This window comes from Dolichospermum sp. UHCC 0315A, from assembly GCF_008121535.1.
GTDB lineage: Bacteria > Cyanobacteriota > Cyanobacteriia > Cyanobacteriales > Nostocaceae > Dolichospermum > Dolichospermum lemmermannii.
This window is the reverse complement of sequence record NZ_CP043056.1, coordinates 5380285-5394659: the sequence shown is the minus strand read 5'-3', so window position 1 is coordinate 5394659 and position 14375 is coordinate 5380285. Positions and strand designations below refer to the sequence as shown.

At 36.2% G+C, this 14375-nt stretch carries 8 protein-coding genes and 1 pseudogene; 5 read left to right on the top strand and 4 right to left on the bottom strand.

What is annotated here, in order from left to right; translation table 11 throughout:
• Positions 1–467 precede the first annotated feature (467 nt).
• Positions 468–743 (bottom strand): hypothetical protein, encoded by a 276-nt coding sequence (locus BMF77_RS25365; protein ID WP_246863035.1) that lies wholly within the window; start codon positions 741–743, stop codon positions 468–470.
• A 120-nt stretch (positions 744–863) separates the two neighbouring features.
• Positions 864–1724: a HEAT repeat domain-containing protein gene (locus BMF77_RS25360; RefSeq protein WP_148766687.1), complete on the bottom strand. Its 861-nt coding sequence runs from the start codon at positions 1722–1724 to the stop codon at positions 864–866.
• Between the two features lie 423 nt (positions 1725–2147).
• Between BMF77_RS25360 and BMF77_RS25355 the strand changes: the two are divergent.
• Positions 2148–2303 (top strand): annotated as a pseudogene (locus BMF77_RS25355) (DUF4277 domain-containing protein); the annotation flags it as partial.
• A 117-nt stretch (positions 2304–2420) separates the two neighbouring features.
• Here BMF77_RS25355 and BMF77_RS25350 read toward each other — a convergent pair.
• Complete coding sequence (locus BMF77_RS25350) at positions 2421–5747, bottom strand: hypothetical protein (protein ID WP_148766564.1); 3327 nt, start codon at positions 5745–5747, stop codon at positions 2421–2423.
• A gap of 476 nt (positions 5748–6223) precedes the next feature.
• On the opposite strand from BMF77_RS25350, the gene BMF77_RS25345 reads away from it, so the two are divergent.
• On the top strand, positions 6224–6586 hold the full coding sequence (locus BMF77_RS25345) for a hypothetical protein (protein ID WP_148766566.1): 363 nt from the start codon (positions 6224–6226) through the stop codon (positions 6584–6586).
• A gap of 42 nt (positions 6587–6628) precedes the next feature.
• On the opposite strand, the gene BMF77_RS25340 is transcribed toward BMF77_RS25345, so the two are convergent.
• Positions 6629–7087 (bottom strand): helix-turn-helix domain-containing protein, encoded by a 459-nt coding sequence (locus BMF77_RS25340; RefSeq protein WP_148762642.1) that lies wholly within the window; start codon positions 7085–7087, stop codon positions 6629–6631.
• Between the two features lie 77 nt (positions 7088–7164).
• On the opposite strand from BMF77_RS25340, the gene BMF77_RS25335 reads away from it, so the two are divergent.
• The 3 genes from BMF77_RS25335 to BMF77_RS25315 all read left to right on the top strand — a co-directional run bounded on the left by BMF77_RS25335 (position 7165) and on the right by BMF77_RS25315 (position 13863).
• Positions 7165–8073, top strand: coding sequence for a tyrosine-type recombinase/integrase (locus BMF77_RS25335; RefSeq protein WP_148762640.1), 909 nt, complete (start codon positions 7165–7167; stop codon positions 8071–8073).
• Between the two features lie 261 nt (positions 8074–8334).
• Positions 8335–11322 (top strand): Tn3 family transposase, encoded by a 2988-nt coding sequence (locus BMF77_RS25330; protein ID WP_148762638.1) that lies wholly within the window; start codon positions 8335–8337, stop codon positions 11320–11322.
• Between the two features lie 852 nt (positions 11323–12174).
• On the top strand, positions 12175–13863 hold the full coding sequence (locus BMF77_RS25315) for an IS1634 family transposase (RefSeq protein WP_148765670.1): 1689 nt from the start codon (positions 12175–12177) through the stop codon (positions 13861–13863).
• The last annotated feature ends 512 nt before the right edge of the window (positions 13864–14375 follow it).

Genomic DNA, 14375 nt, shown 5'->3' with positions numbered 1-14375 from the left:
AAAACTATAAATGTATAAACAAATTTAATGTATTCAATCATATTTGCATGAAAATATAAATAACAATCATAAATAATATAATTGTTGTCTGCTAACGCAGACATAACTAAGAAACAAAAATTTACGTCCTCCATGTTTATTTACTGACTTGATTAACCACGTGAAATTCACAGAACAGGCTAGACTGTGCCGAATCGGGAGTTTTGTACGCTAAGAAAATTTCAAAAAAGTTGAAAGCCTTGACTATCAATGACTATCAATAGTTTCATAAAATATCATCCGAATGAAATTTTTTGTATTTTAGAACAATGGTCGTTAAAAAATTCCCAAAGAGTTGAACGCTAACAATCTTTAATGGCAAGGCTTTGGGCGATTGCTCCGATTTCTTAGCGTACAAAATTCCTAAATTGGCACAGTTTAGCCCAATACTAATAACTTGATTTCAAAGAGCGATCGCCCCCCACATTTTATATTTCCGCGTCTTTGACACCCAATACTAATAATTTTATTTCAAAGAGCGATCGCCGCATTTTCCCCCAAGAACCATAAGTATTAGCCTTGATTTTATCTAATTCAGATTGTTTAGCTAAATATCCCTCAGTATTATTGTTGCCACGAATGTAGCGTAATTCAAATACTTTAAATTGATCAATAGCTCTTGCTCCTACAACTTGAGCTATTTGAAAATCAGTTTTACCTTCATCGAATTTCACCAGAGCTACTGCCACTTTTTCTCTAGTCATATCTGCAAGTTGCGCTCTAGCTCGTTGTAATTCCGCTACTTTAATTTGGAGATCGGAGATGGCGATAGCGAAGCGCGGGAGATAATACTCCCCCTCGACCTAACTTTACCCCTAAATCACTTATTTTCCCAGTTGGTTTAAATTTCGCTTTCTTCTAGCGTCTCTCTTTTGCTGTGCTTTATTTAGTTTCTCAAGTTGTTTAAATCTAGGAGAAGTAGTAAAATTTAAGGATATGGGGTTCTGTGTATCAGTCGCTTTTATAGTTTTAGGAGAGATATCTGTGATATCCTTTAAACCAAATTTGACAAGCACTTCATCATAATCTCCTATCACATCCTCATCAACACACCCTGCTTGAAAAGCTCGCTCAATTAAAGGTAAACAATCTATTGCATTCATATCAGAAAGCACCCAGACAATATGACCGTTAAACTCAGGATCATTTTCTCTAAAAGATTCTAAATGTTGAGATAAAGAAGTAACACAATGCTGGTAATGCTCTGGATAGACAGAGGCAATAGTTTTAATAGTTAACATAGCTGTAATTCGGGGAAATTGCCCATGAGAATCATTAGCGATATAAGTAGAAAGTGCCGGAATTACAGGTAAACCAATCAGGCTTAAAACATTTTTTAATTCTTCATCCAAAATGAACAATACTTCATTATTAAAATCAAAATCATCAAGTTTGGATAATAAGCTAATTAACGGCTCAATTGCTGCTTCTACTCGGAATTTTCCTAATATACGTATTGCATGAATTGGTGCATATTCAAATAAACCACTTTCATCAGACAAAAGCGCGTTATGGTCTATATTGTAAAAATCTTCATCAGTTGCTAAACTGATCAACTCAGGAATATGTTCAGTAGTAATACCTAATTTCTCATAATTAGGCCATTTATCTGGTGATAATTTCCCTGTCCCTTCTTGATAATTAAACAATTGAGCAACAGTCTCGGAATAACTATTTTGTGACATACAAATCAAAGTTGAATTTTAATACTGTTTGCATAGATTTATTAATTTGATTCTAACGCAAAACAACAACTATTGAACCAATGTTGAAACCTATATCCCACATTCCGCACTTCATTTTGTAGTACAGGTACAAGTGTAATAAGTAACAGAAATAGCTTAAACATAAACACATAACTAAGTTGGCAATAAATACAGCGGTTTCCGCTCTTATGAGGTACAAAGTTGAATCATGAAACTCTTGTAGTGCGGGCATACTTCGACAAGCTCAGTACAAGTCTTGCCCGCTAATGGTGTACCTCATAACACCGAGAAGTGCTGTATAGACAGTAATATAAAAATTGCCAACAAATTGAAATTAATAAGGTATTGACAATAAATTCAGAAGAAAAAATGAGTCTGAAGGAAATCAAAATACCAAAAAATATGAATTACCAAAAAGAAGAATTTGAGAGTAAAAACTTAGATCACTTAGGAATAATAGATGAAATAGGAATAGTAGAAAAAATTAATAAGCTATTCTTAGTAAATAGTAGAGAGAAAGTAAATACAGGCGAAGTAGTTAAAGCAATCATTCTGAATTAACTAGGTTTTGTATCAACGACAGGCTCAGTACAAGTCCTGCCCGTCCTTGATAATTAGGGGACTTTTCGGCCCGCACCACAAGAAATTTTTGAGTATTTTTTTAATTGGAAGTCCCTAATCGTAGGCATACCTCCCATCTTTCACTATAGCTATATCTACTATTGCTCCAATAAATGCCCCTAGAATATCCGGTGCTAATTCCCTAGTAATCCTGCTAAATGCCTGATAACCAATAGTTTTAGCCACTTCTAGCAGTTCCTGGACAACTTCTGGAGGCGGGTTGTCTTTGATTAGGGGTAAATAGTCATTGACTAAGGATTTTTCATCGTCTGACAGGTCAGAAAAATTATTACTACCCCTATATAGAGCTTCTATTAGGACTAGTAATATTTTTTTGAGGGCATTGAACCCACCAAATTTACTAGCTATTTTAGAAATATAGGGCTGTGATAATTTGCTTATTTTAGCAACGGCTTTTTGTGTACATTTAATCCCTGTGTCTATACATTGCTTAAATGCTCCTAATAGATAATATCTGCTTACCTGTTCTCTATCACCTGCTGTTGGTGTAATTTCAAAAGCAGTGGTTTTGGTTAAGGTTGCACCGGGGTAATAATCCAGTAGGTAACTGAGATCATCATTACTGGTAAGATAAATTGTTAGTGCTTCATCAGGGCGACGGTTTGCTCGTAGTCTGCCTCCCATCTGAATAATCTCTGCTTTCACTAAATGCTCTATATATTCCTGAAATTGGGGATTATCTTTACTAGTGTCGTAATCCCCTGTTAAAGTTGCGTATTTAGAAGCTACAGCCCCTATATCCTGATAAGGTGAACCAATAGCAAATAAAGCATCGTGATTCATGTATTTATTAGTACCGCGATTATCCTTAAACCAGTAACCTTCACCATCTTGTTTGTGTTTGAGGTGGTCAATGACTCCTAAATTTTGATGATTAGATGCTAATGCTGTTTTTGTGGCATCTAATTGTTTAACTTTTGATTTACTTCTGTCTTTACCACATAATCCTAAATCAGTAATTTGTACTACTTTTAGATTTGAGTAGTTAGGTAATTTTTCACAGATGACTAATATCTCACTGGCATCTATTCCTAATTCAAAGGCTACTGTTTTCCGGGTAGCAGTTGCATCCAGTAAAAACACATTTTGGAATTTACTTAGTACCTCTAATTGTCTGGTGTTTTTTGTGGTAATGATTAGCTTGTGATGTTTAATCCTCAATGCCCCAGGACTAATATTAGCAATGATTTCTAATAATGGCGTTAACCAATTCACTATTAGGTTATCTAATAATTCATGGGATTCTTGACTTGCTTCTTTACCGAATGTATAACGAATATATTTTAAGGTTTTGCGGCTTATCCCCTTCCTTTCACTTGTGTCAATTCCATCTAAGGATACGCTATCAGCAGCTTGAAAGATATCTTCTAAATCAGGCGATAGCACCTTTAAATCCTCAATGATATTGGAGATAATGTTATGGTCAATGTCTCCAAATATAGACCTTACTTGATTATGATTATAACCATAGTAATTTTCTTTATGCTTGGAAGATAAATATTGCTCCAATGGTGAGATAAAATCTTTGATTTGTTTCCATACTTCAGGTAAATGTCTAGCAATTTCTCCTAAAGTCTTTTGGTAATCTGTTAATGATAATTCTGTAGTTTCCACTAGATTAATTTGACGACTAGATTCATCTACAAAAGCTAGGGATTTTTCGGGTATTTCTGATGGTAATGAATCAATATGGCATCTGATTCTATCTTTCATCAGTGCCTCACGCCGATCTCTCCTGAAAGTTGCACCAGCTATTTTATCTAATATATTACCTTCAAAATCTACACCTTGACAATTGGCTTTGAATTTACAAGTATGACAAATGGGATTTAATGATGATTCACTATTTGATTCTTGATGATAGCCTTTAGATGCTAATTTATGAAATAAAGGTGTTTTGTGACAATTCCCGGAAATATTGGCTTCTTGATTTTGAGGCCAGTTAATGGTGGGATTACCCAAGGGGGTTAAGTTGTTCTCATCTGCATACATTCCATTATTTCTAACTGGTAAATCTGTGTAGTTTTCTTCTATTGATTTAGTGGTCGGATTGCGGTGTTCATTGGATATGTACCACAATTTATTGACTTGTAACCATTCTGGTATAGTTTCTCCTACAAAGTTGGATTTACCAGCCCCAGCACTGGACATATCCAAGATATATTTTTTGCCACTTTGAATACTTTGATTGTAGGTTTCTAATCTATTAGCAGAATCAAACCATATATCAACATCTAAATTACTCCTAGATGATTGTTGAAGTGGAATAGATGTTGGGATAGATGCTGGGATAGATGCTGGTATAGATTGTGGTATATGTGCTTGCTTGAGCAGGGTTTCGATAAATAGTTTACATTCCCAATCTTCCCTAGATATTTCCTGATTAACAGGTTGTTTTCCTACTGCTAATATGGCATCTATGTATGTATTCAGATATTCTTTATAAGCTGTCTGAATTTCATTCTCTAGTAGTTGTCTACTGTATAATCCATCCGCTATTAAATCAGCGATATCATAGCCGTCTGTACTATCTGGATTTAATCTCTGGGGATTTAATTCAATGTATGGTAATTGTGCTTTGTTGGCTGCTATTCTTAGTTTGTTAGCTTTGTTGCAACCTGCTTTGTCATGGTCAGGATAATATACAATACCAGCGATATTATGAGATTTTAAGCATTGACAATATTGTTCTAGTTTGGCCTCTGTCCACTGTGAACCCTGAAAGGTAGTGGTAAGTAAATTTTGTTGTCTAGCAGCATCAGTACATTTTTCCCCTTCAACTACTAAAACAAATTGGTTTTTACCATGTTTGATGATTTCTTTTTGATGGTAAACAGGCCAGGGTTTGTCACCAATTCCGTTCACACTGTCACCAAGAATATCCAGATGGTAAGGAATGGTGAGTTTTTTCTGTTCACCATCTTCTATAAATTCGTATCTAACTACATACTGTGTATCTGAGTATGTATAGATGATTTGTGATCCTCTACTGTTATGTTTCTTTTGAGGAACAACACCAGGGGCGGGTAATTTGGCTAATTCAATGTTTTGGGGTAATGGTGCTGGTAATGGTGCTGGTAAAGGATCTGGTTTTTTGGCAGGGGTGATCTGTTGGTAGTTGATTCTGCCATTGTCAATACCTGCTTGTTTTAAAGCATCTTCTAAGGGATTAACAGCTTCTCTGATATCTTTTAAATGCTGTTTGTTGTCAGGATCTGCCCAACATTGGTACTTACCAGTTTTAATATCTACGGTTAATGAACCTTCACAGACTGGGCAAACATATCTATTTTTGCCTTTCTTGGGAGTGAGTCTGTCTAGGAAGTTCCTAATATCAAAGGTTTCTAGTATTTTATTCATGCCACACCCCCACTAATTGCAATGGGTTGGCAAGAATTAGAAGAAAAATGTTTACACTTTTGTACTTTGCAGTCTATAATCAAAATATAAGACTGCCATGAATTAGTTCTCATGGTCGTTAGTCCGGTGATCCAGACCTTTTACTTAGCTGCTTTCCACGGCGAGGGTAAGTAAAGAACTGGGTTTGCTAATTTTGAAATTTTCTAAGCTCTCAAATTGTTTATAACACAGTTTGGGAGTTTTGATTTATACTTGTGATCAAGGGTTATCATTCTTCAAAGAGCTATAAAGCATGATTGCAAGATTGACTACTGACTACGATTATAGTATATCAAACAAAATCTATTTCAGGAAAATTTATTTTTCTTTCTAAAATATGTTAATTTATACCACAATAGTCTAAAATTATATGTATATCAATATTTTCTTTACTAAACTTTTTGATAATTACTTTCAGTAAAAAGGAGATTAAGGTAATGGGCGAGGCTAGAAGGCGTAAGCAATTACTACAAGATCCAAACTACAAAATTTCTATCATAGCCAAACAGTTGGCAGCAAGTTTAAATCGTTCTCCCGTCCTAAAAATAGTTATTTTAGCATTTTTATCAGAAGCTTTAGTATACGAATTAGAGCCTAATTTGGTGTCTGAAATTTTGTTTGAAAAAGTTACTGAGTGGTTAGATAAGAATAGTAATATAGTCGAGTTAGCAGAACTACGATCAGGTTGTTTTATACCCACAGATGAACTCGTAGATAAGCTACTTGATATATTAATAATTATGTCTATGGGATCACCAAAGGCATCATCAGAAATAGGTATTGAGCCGAGATACGTGTAAAAACCTGCAAGATGGTCTGGAAATGCCTACTGTGTCTAGCTTTCAACAATTTTTCCCCCCATCCTTATAAGGTTTTCCACACAGAGGACAAAACTTATACCTCAACGACACCACCAACTCACCACAATTAGCACAACTAGACCGTAATTGCGTACCGCATAGATAACAAAACCTAGCCCGAACATTTCCCCACATTGAATCCACAACGCCACCAGGATTCCAACATTGGGGGCAAAACTTAATCGCTGCCATTACCAGAACCTCTTCTCCCCTGACAACAGCCTGCAAATACTCAACAGGCACAGACAAAGCCAAAGCAAGACCGCCAAGAGTTTTATGGCTAAGTTTCCTTGTCAATCCCCGTTCAATCTTCCCCACAGAGCGAGAATGAACACCAGCCGCATTCGCCACCTCAAACTGAGTTAAATTGAGTTCCTTTCTCATCCGCAAAACATAGTCGGACAGAGATTCTCCAGGTTTTGGAGTTTTAAAAGTATCCATAAAACACTGCCAATATTTCTCCCTAAAAGATATATAATTTAGGAATAAATAACCTTGCTAAAAACACACAAATTTCCGTGAAGCAAGCTGTCACATTAGCCACCGTTGCCGTCAAATTTTTAGAACGGACTGGACTAGCACCCAGTACCATTAAAACCTACGAACTAACCCTCTTAAACTTCCTAGCAGAATATGGAAGTTGGCTAATCGAAATAATCAGTAAGCAAACATTAATAGAGTATCTAGATAGCCTCTCACATTTAAAATACACAACCCACCATAAGCATCAAGCAATACTGCAAAGTCTATTTAACTTCGCCGTCCAACAAGAGTATATAAAAATCAACCCAATTCAGGGATTAAAACAGCGTCCCCCACAACGAGAAAAAGGCGAACATAAAAGCGATACTCTCATAAGATATCTAACACCAGACCAGCTAAATATCCTCTATACAGCAACCAAAGATGACTTGCGACTATCAGCAATAATTCATCTATTGCATCGCACAGGATGTAGAATAGGAGAGCTTTTAGCACTGAATTTATCAGACCTAGATATCAAAAATCAGAAATTTCAGGTATTGGGAAAAGGCAACAAACAAAGGTGGTGCTTTTATAGCAATGATGCCGCCCAATCACTAAATAAATATTTCCAACACACACGACATAAAAATATCAACGCATTGTTTACAGCACAACATCCAGTTACCCTCAAAGTCAGTAGAATTAGCTATCATACATTGCATGATTATTGGCGAGAAATTACCAATACCAATCCCGAATTAACCGGGGTACGCATTCATGATTTACGCCATACTTATGCTACAGAACGAGTAGGATTAATCAGCATAGAAGAATTACGTTCACTCATGGGACATGAAAGCATTCAAACCACATTACGCTACCAGAAAGTTACCTCCCAAAAAGCCGAATCAGCCGCCCGTCACGCCTTAAATATGCTGATTAATCCAGAACTACAAAGCTGAACTGAGTCACCATAACATTCATAATTATTGACAACTTTTTGAGCGAAAAAACAACATTTTTATCGGCATTGTCAATTTCTACCCAAAAGAATATAAAATACTCTTTGGTAGGGGAGTGAGGGATAAAACCATTTTGAGTAATCTTAGTATTATATAAGACTCGTATTTGATTTATAAACGGGTTTTCAGATTAAAGCCTTGTTGAAACAGTATATTTTCAAAATTTCCACTAGATTATTATATGTTTTAAATATTACTTGAATGACATCAATTGACCGTACCGCTTATCCCAAATTTAAACAATTTCCTGACCCCAAAGAACTGGCAGAACTTTACACTCCAACACCTACAGAAATCAAGTTTGTCAAGTCTAAAACCAAGAACCATGAAGGATTGCTACGGTTAATGGTGATGTTGAAATCCTTTCAACGTCTAGGATATTTCCCTCATCCTGAACAGATCCCAATTGCGGTAATTAAACATTTACGGTCGTGTTTAAAGTTACAAGACTCAGTAAAAGCAATACCCTCCGAACGCCAACGTCATACCTATAAAAATATTATTCGGGAGTATTTAGGAGTCAAACAATATGATAAAACAGGTCAAAGATTAATAGCCACATTAGTTGCAGAAGCAGCCCAAATTAAAGACCACCCTGCTGATTTAATCAATGTGGCAATTGAGGAATTAGTGAAAGAACGATACGAATTACCAGCATTTAGCACCCTTGACCGATTAATTCGCCACATTCGGTCAATGGTCAATAATCGGTTATTTACACTTTGTTCTCAAGGACTTTCAACTACCGAACAAATTTATTTAGACCAATTGCTCGTGGTGATAGACAAGGAGGAGGATAATGAAAATGCCACCCTGAATTTATTAAAATCGCCACCTAAAAGTGCCAAACTAAATGGGATGAAACTCCTGCAAAACAAGTTTGATATGCTCATGACTTTTGGAGATGCCAAGCGATTACTACAAAATATTACTCCTACCAAAGTTAGACATTTTGCTGCTTATGCTAGAACTTTAGATATCACAGAATTTCAAGATATTAATTTACCCAAACGGCGGACATTGCTATTATGTCTATTGTACGAAGCACAGGTAAAAACTCGTGATTATCTGGTTGAGATGTTTATTAAACGTATTTTGAAGATTCAAAATAATGCCAAACTGCGATTGCAGGAACTCCGGGATAAACATCTGACAGAAACATCAGAGTTGTTAGCAACATTGGGACAAGTATTACAAGCATCCAAACAAGCCAAGGAAACCAAGGATAATGCTGTATTTGGAGAACAGGTGCAGTCAATTTTGGATGAACATGGTGGGGCAGAATTGCTGATACAAAAATTAGATGAAATTGCGGCGTACAATACCAATAACTATTTACCATTAATGTGGCGGTTTTATGCTGCCAACCGCAAAGCACTGTTTAGTTTAGTGCGTTCTCTAGATATTCTCTCTACTTCTGCGGATGAATCAGTGATTGCAGCTTTGCAATTTGTGTTAGATCATGAACACAAACGTTCTAAATATTTGCCTTTTGATATCAATTTGGATTTTATTAGTAATAACTGGCGGGCGCTAGTCGTCGCCGAAATTGATGACACCGAGGTTTTGGTACGTCAGCAATTAGAAATTTGCATCTTTTACAATTTGGCGACTGAATTTAAAACGGGAGATGCCTGTGTTGTGGGGTCGGAAAGCTACGCGGATTTCCGCGAACAATTATTAAGTCCTGTTGAGTGTGAACCATTAATAAAAGATTACTGTAACTTAATTGGTTTTCCGGCTAATCCAACGGATTTTGTCGAACATTTACGCTTATGTTTAACACAAGTTGCTGAGAAAGTAGATAATATTTGTGCTGTTGATAAACAATTTACAATTAATAAGGAGGGCGACCCTGTATTAAAGAAACCACCATCATTTACTCAACCCCCAGAGGTGGATTTATTGGAGTCGAAAATCCGGGCGCTGATGCCGGAACGGAGTATTTTAGATATATTGTGCAATGTTGAGCATTGGTTAAATTGGACTAGACATTTTGGTTTGATGTCGGGAAGTGAAGCCAAAATATCTGACCCAGGGGAACGTTATATTTTTACTACTTTTGGTTACGGTTGCAATCTTGGACCTAATCAAATGGCTCGTCATTCGGGGGGTATGGTGACTGCCCATGAAATTTCTTATACTAACCGTCGTCATGTTAGTGCTGCCAAGATTGAAGCGGCAATTCGGGATGTTATTAATGCTTATAATCGGTTTACTTTACCTTCTTGTTGGGGGACAGGGAAAAAGGTGGCAGCGGATGGCAGTAAGTTTGAGATATACGAGAATAATTTACACAGTGAGTATCATATTCGTTACGGTGGTTATGGTGGTATTGCCTATCATCATGTCTCGGATAAATACATTGCTTTGTTTACTCACTTCATCACTTGTGGGGTTTGGGAAGCGGTTTATATTTTGGATGGGTTGTTGAAAAATCTTTCGGATATTCAGCCGGATACGTTGCACGCAGATACTCAAGGTCAGTCTGGACCTGTGTTTGCTATTTCCTATCTTCTGGGTATTAAGTTGATGCCACGTATCCGTAATTGGCAGGATCTTAGTTTTGTGCGTCCTGGTACGGATGTGAGCTATCAGCATATTGAGCCACTGTTTAAGGGTGTGGTGAATTGGAGTTTAATTCAGACTCATTGGTCTGACATGATGCGGGTGGTGCTGTCAATTAAGGCTGGGAAGGTGATGCCTTCGACGTTGTTACGTAAGTTGGGGAGCTACAGTCGCAAAAATCGTCTTTATCAAGCTTTTCAAGAGTTAGGTAAGGTGGTGCGGACTATGTTTCTGCTGGATTATATTTCTAATGTTACTTTGAGACGGGAAATTACGGCGGTAACAAATGTTGTGGAGATGTATAATGGTTTTCTGGATTGGGTATTTTTTGGTAAGCAAGGGATGATTACTGAGAATGATCCGATTGAGCAGGAAAAGCGGTTAAAGTATTTGGATTTGGTGGCCAGTGCGGTGATTTTGCAAAATACGGTGGATATGTCGTTGGCGATTCAAAAGTTGATGTCACAGGGTGAGGTGATTCCTATGCGATACCTTGCTGCTTTGAGTCCTTATATTACAAGACATATCAAAAGATACGGTGATTATGTGGTGAATTTACATAATATTCCTCAACCTTTGGAGTCGGCGATTAATCTTCCTCCAGAAATCTTTGAAATGTAGACACAGCAAGCGTTTCCAGACCATCTTGCAGGTTTTTACACGTATCTCGGCTCAATACCATTTATAGCTCCATTTTACTATGTCTATAATTTCGTTTTTTACTTTAATTGATTAGTCTAACTTATAATTGTTTCTTGAATATCTTCTTTCACTTATCTATTGACCTCTCCAGGTGGTGTGCATTCTTATTGCTTCTTATTGAGAATAGATTTTGATGACATTTTTGGTGATTTACTGTTTCTCAAATGCCTTTTTTCACTTTATCTGTTTGTTTTGATGCTCCCTTTGATTTTCATCTCCGTAATTTCCCTCTGTAACATTTTGGGGTGCGGAATGTGGGTTTTAATGCTACTTATTCTCATTAAGCATCTTAATTTTTGAATTGACTTTAGTTATTATGTACTACTTTAAGGGCTTTTTTGATCTGTGACAGTTTGGGGTGCGGAATGTGGGTTGAATATCTCCTTTCACTTATTCATTGACCTCTCCAGGTGGTGTGCATTCTTATTGCTTCTTATTGAGAATAGATTTTGATGACATTTTTGGTGATTTACTGTTTCTCAAATGCCTTTTTTCACTTTATCTGTTTGTTTTGATGCTCCCTTTGATTTTCATCTCCGTAATTTCCCTCTGTAACATTTTGGGGTGCGGAATGTGGGATCAAACCCACATTCCGCACCCCAAACTGTCACAGATCAAAAAAGCCCTTAAAGTAGTACATAATAACTAAAGTCAATTCAAAAATTAAGATGCTTAATAAGAATAAGTAGCATTAAAAGGGACGTGGTGTGATAAAGTGAAACTTGGTAACAAAAGAAAAAAATGAATTGATAACCAAATAAGAAATAATTGATGACAACAGAAGTATTAGAGGAAACTGTTGTGAAATTAAAACCTCAAGAAATAGAAATTGAGAACATAGACCATCTAGGGATAGTAGCAGGAATCATAGATTCAATCGGAATAGTAGAAATAATAAATGAATTAATAGGAGTCGAAAAAGACGAAAAAGTAAATGCAGGTCAAGTGGTAAAAGCCATGATAATAAACGGGTTAGGATTTGTCTCCAAACCGTTATATATGTTTCCCAAATATTTTGAAACAATCGCCTGTGAGCATTTAATAGGAGCAGGAGTAAAACCAGAATATCTCAACGACGATAAATTGGGGAGAGTCATGGATAAACTGTTTATAAAAGGCTTAGATACAATCTTTTTTATCATAGCCTTAAAAGCTGCTCAAAAATTTGGAGTATCACTATTAACATCACATCTAGACTCATCATCAATGCACGTGCATGGGCAGTATAACACTAGCTTACCATTCGTAATATTTGAGAGTCAAAAAGTAGGAAATAACCAAGAATTAGAAGAATTAGCAGTAAAATCACCAAAAGAAATAACCATCACCTACGGTTATTCTCGTGACCATCGTCCAGACTTAAAACAGTTTATCATAGAAATGATATGTTCAGGAGATGGAGACATCCCAATATTTTTAAAACTAGCATCGGGAAACCAAGCTGACTCATCATGTTTTGGTAAAATAGCAGTAGAATATCACAAACAATTAGAAGTTAATAGTCTCATAGTAGCTGACTGCGCCTTATATACAGAATCAAACCTGAAAATGATGTCAGATTTACAGTGGTTATGTCGAGTACCATTAAGCATAAAAGCAGCAAAAACATTAATATCAACATTAGCAGAATCAGAATTTATTGATAGTACAATACCAGGATATAAATTAGCATCAAAAATCCAAAATTATGCAGGGATAGAACAAAGATGGTTAGTAGTGCAAAGTCAAGAAAGAAAAGAATCAGACCTGCATAAGCTCACACAAAAAATTACCAAAGCAGAATCAAAAGCTGTGCAAGATTTGAAAAAGTTATCACAAGAGAGATTTGCATGTGTTGCAGATGCTATCAAGGCATTATCAAAATTATCAAAACAATTCAAATATCATCAAATTCACGAAAGTACGGTGACTCAAGTAAAATCTAATAAAAAAGATACTTCAGGAGAAATATCTTACCAAATATCAGCTACAGTCTCCCAGGATGAAAGTAAAATTAATACAGAATTGCTGAGTGCGGGACGTTTTATTATTGCGACAAATGTTTTAGATTCACAGGAACTAAGCAATGATTCTATGCTCAGGGAATATAAAGCCCAGCAGTCATGTGAGAGGGGGTTTGGTTTTCTCAAAGACCCATTATTTTTTGCCGACAGTATTTTCCTCAAAAGTCCTGAGAGAATAGAGTCTTTGGGAATGATTATGGGTTTATGTCTACTGGTTTATACTTTGGCTCAACGTCATATTAGAAATGCTCTTTTGGAGTCTAAATCAACAATTAAAAATCAATTAGGCAAAGCAACTAATCGTCCTACTTTACGCTGGATTTTTCAATGCTTTCAGTGTATTCATTTGGTTACACTCAATCAGGAGAAACATATTTCTAATTGGAATAAGGACAGAGATTTTATCTTGAGTCTTTTACCAGATGATTGTTTACGTTACTATCAATTAGTCAGCTAATTATCATCTCTATCAATTTAATTTCTCTTGTAAAGATGAGCTAATCTCTTTGATTTATAGCTCCATTTTACTATGTCTATAATTTCGTTTTTTACTTTAATTGATTAGTCTAACTTATAATTGTTTCTTGAATATCTTCTTTCACTTATCTATTGACCTCTCCAGGTGGTGTGCATTCTTATTGCTTCTTATTGAGAATAGATTTTGATGACATTTTTGGTGATTTACTGTTTCTCAAATGCCTTTTTTCACTTTATCTGTTTGTTTTGATGCTCCCTTTGATTTTCATCTCCGTAATTTCCCTCTGTAACATTTTGGGGTGCGGAATGTGGGATCAAACTGCACCCTCTAGATACCTGCTTAATAACCTCATAGCATTGTCAATAAGCACCATCTTTTTTCAGAGGGTCTAGCACCTGAAACCCTTTGCCTATCTTGCTTTCACTTTGCTTGTTGCCCCCTCAAGTCAATGATATTGTCAAACGCCACAGACAGTCAGAGCAGAAATCAGA

Bases quoted from the DNA above. Each gene is read 5' to 3' on its own strand.
- BMF77_RS25340 (WP_148762642.1), bottom strand. From the start codon at position 7,087: ATGGATACTTTTAAAACTCCAAAACCTGGAGAATCTCTGTCCGACTAT.
- BMF77_RS25365 (WP_246863035.1), bottom strand. From the start codon at position 743: ATGACTAGAGAAAAAGTGGCAGTAGCTCTGGTGAAATTCGATGAAGGT.
- BMF77_RS25360 (WP_148766687.1), bottom strand. From the start codon at position 1,724: ATGTCACAAAATAGTTATTCCGAGACTGTTGCTCAATTGTTTAATTAT.
- BMF77_RS25330 (WP_148762638.1), top strand. From the start codon at position 8,335: ATGACATCAATTGACCGTACCGCTTATCCCAAATTTAAACAATTTCCT.
- BMF77_RS25315 (WP_148765670.1), top strand. From the start codon at position 12,175: ATGACAACAGAAGTATTAGAGGAAACTGTTGTGAAATTAAAACCTCAA.
- BMF77_RS25345 (WP_148766566.1), top strand. From the start codon at position 6,224: ATGGGCGAGGCTAGAAGGCGTAAGCAATTACTACAAGATCCAAACTAC.
- BMF77_RS25350 (WP_148766564.1), bottom strand. From the start codon at position 5,747: ATGAATAAAATACTAGAAACCTTTGATATTAGGAACTTCCTAGACAGA.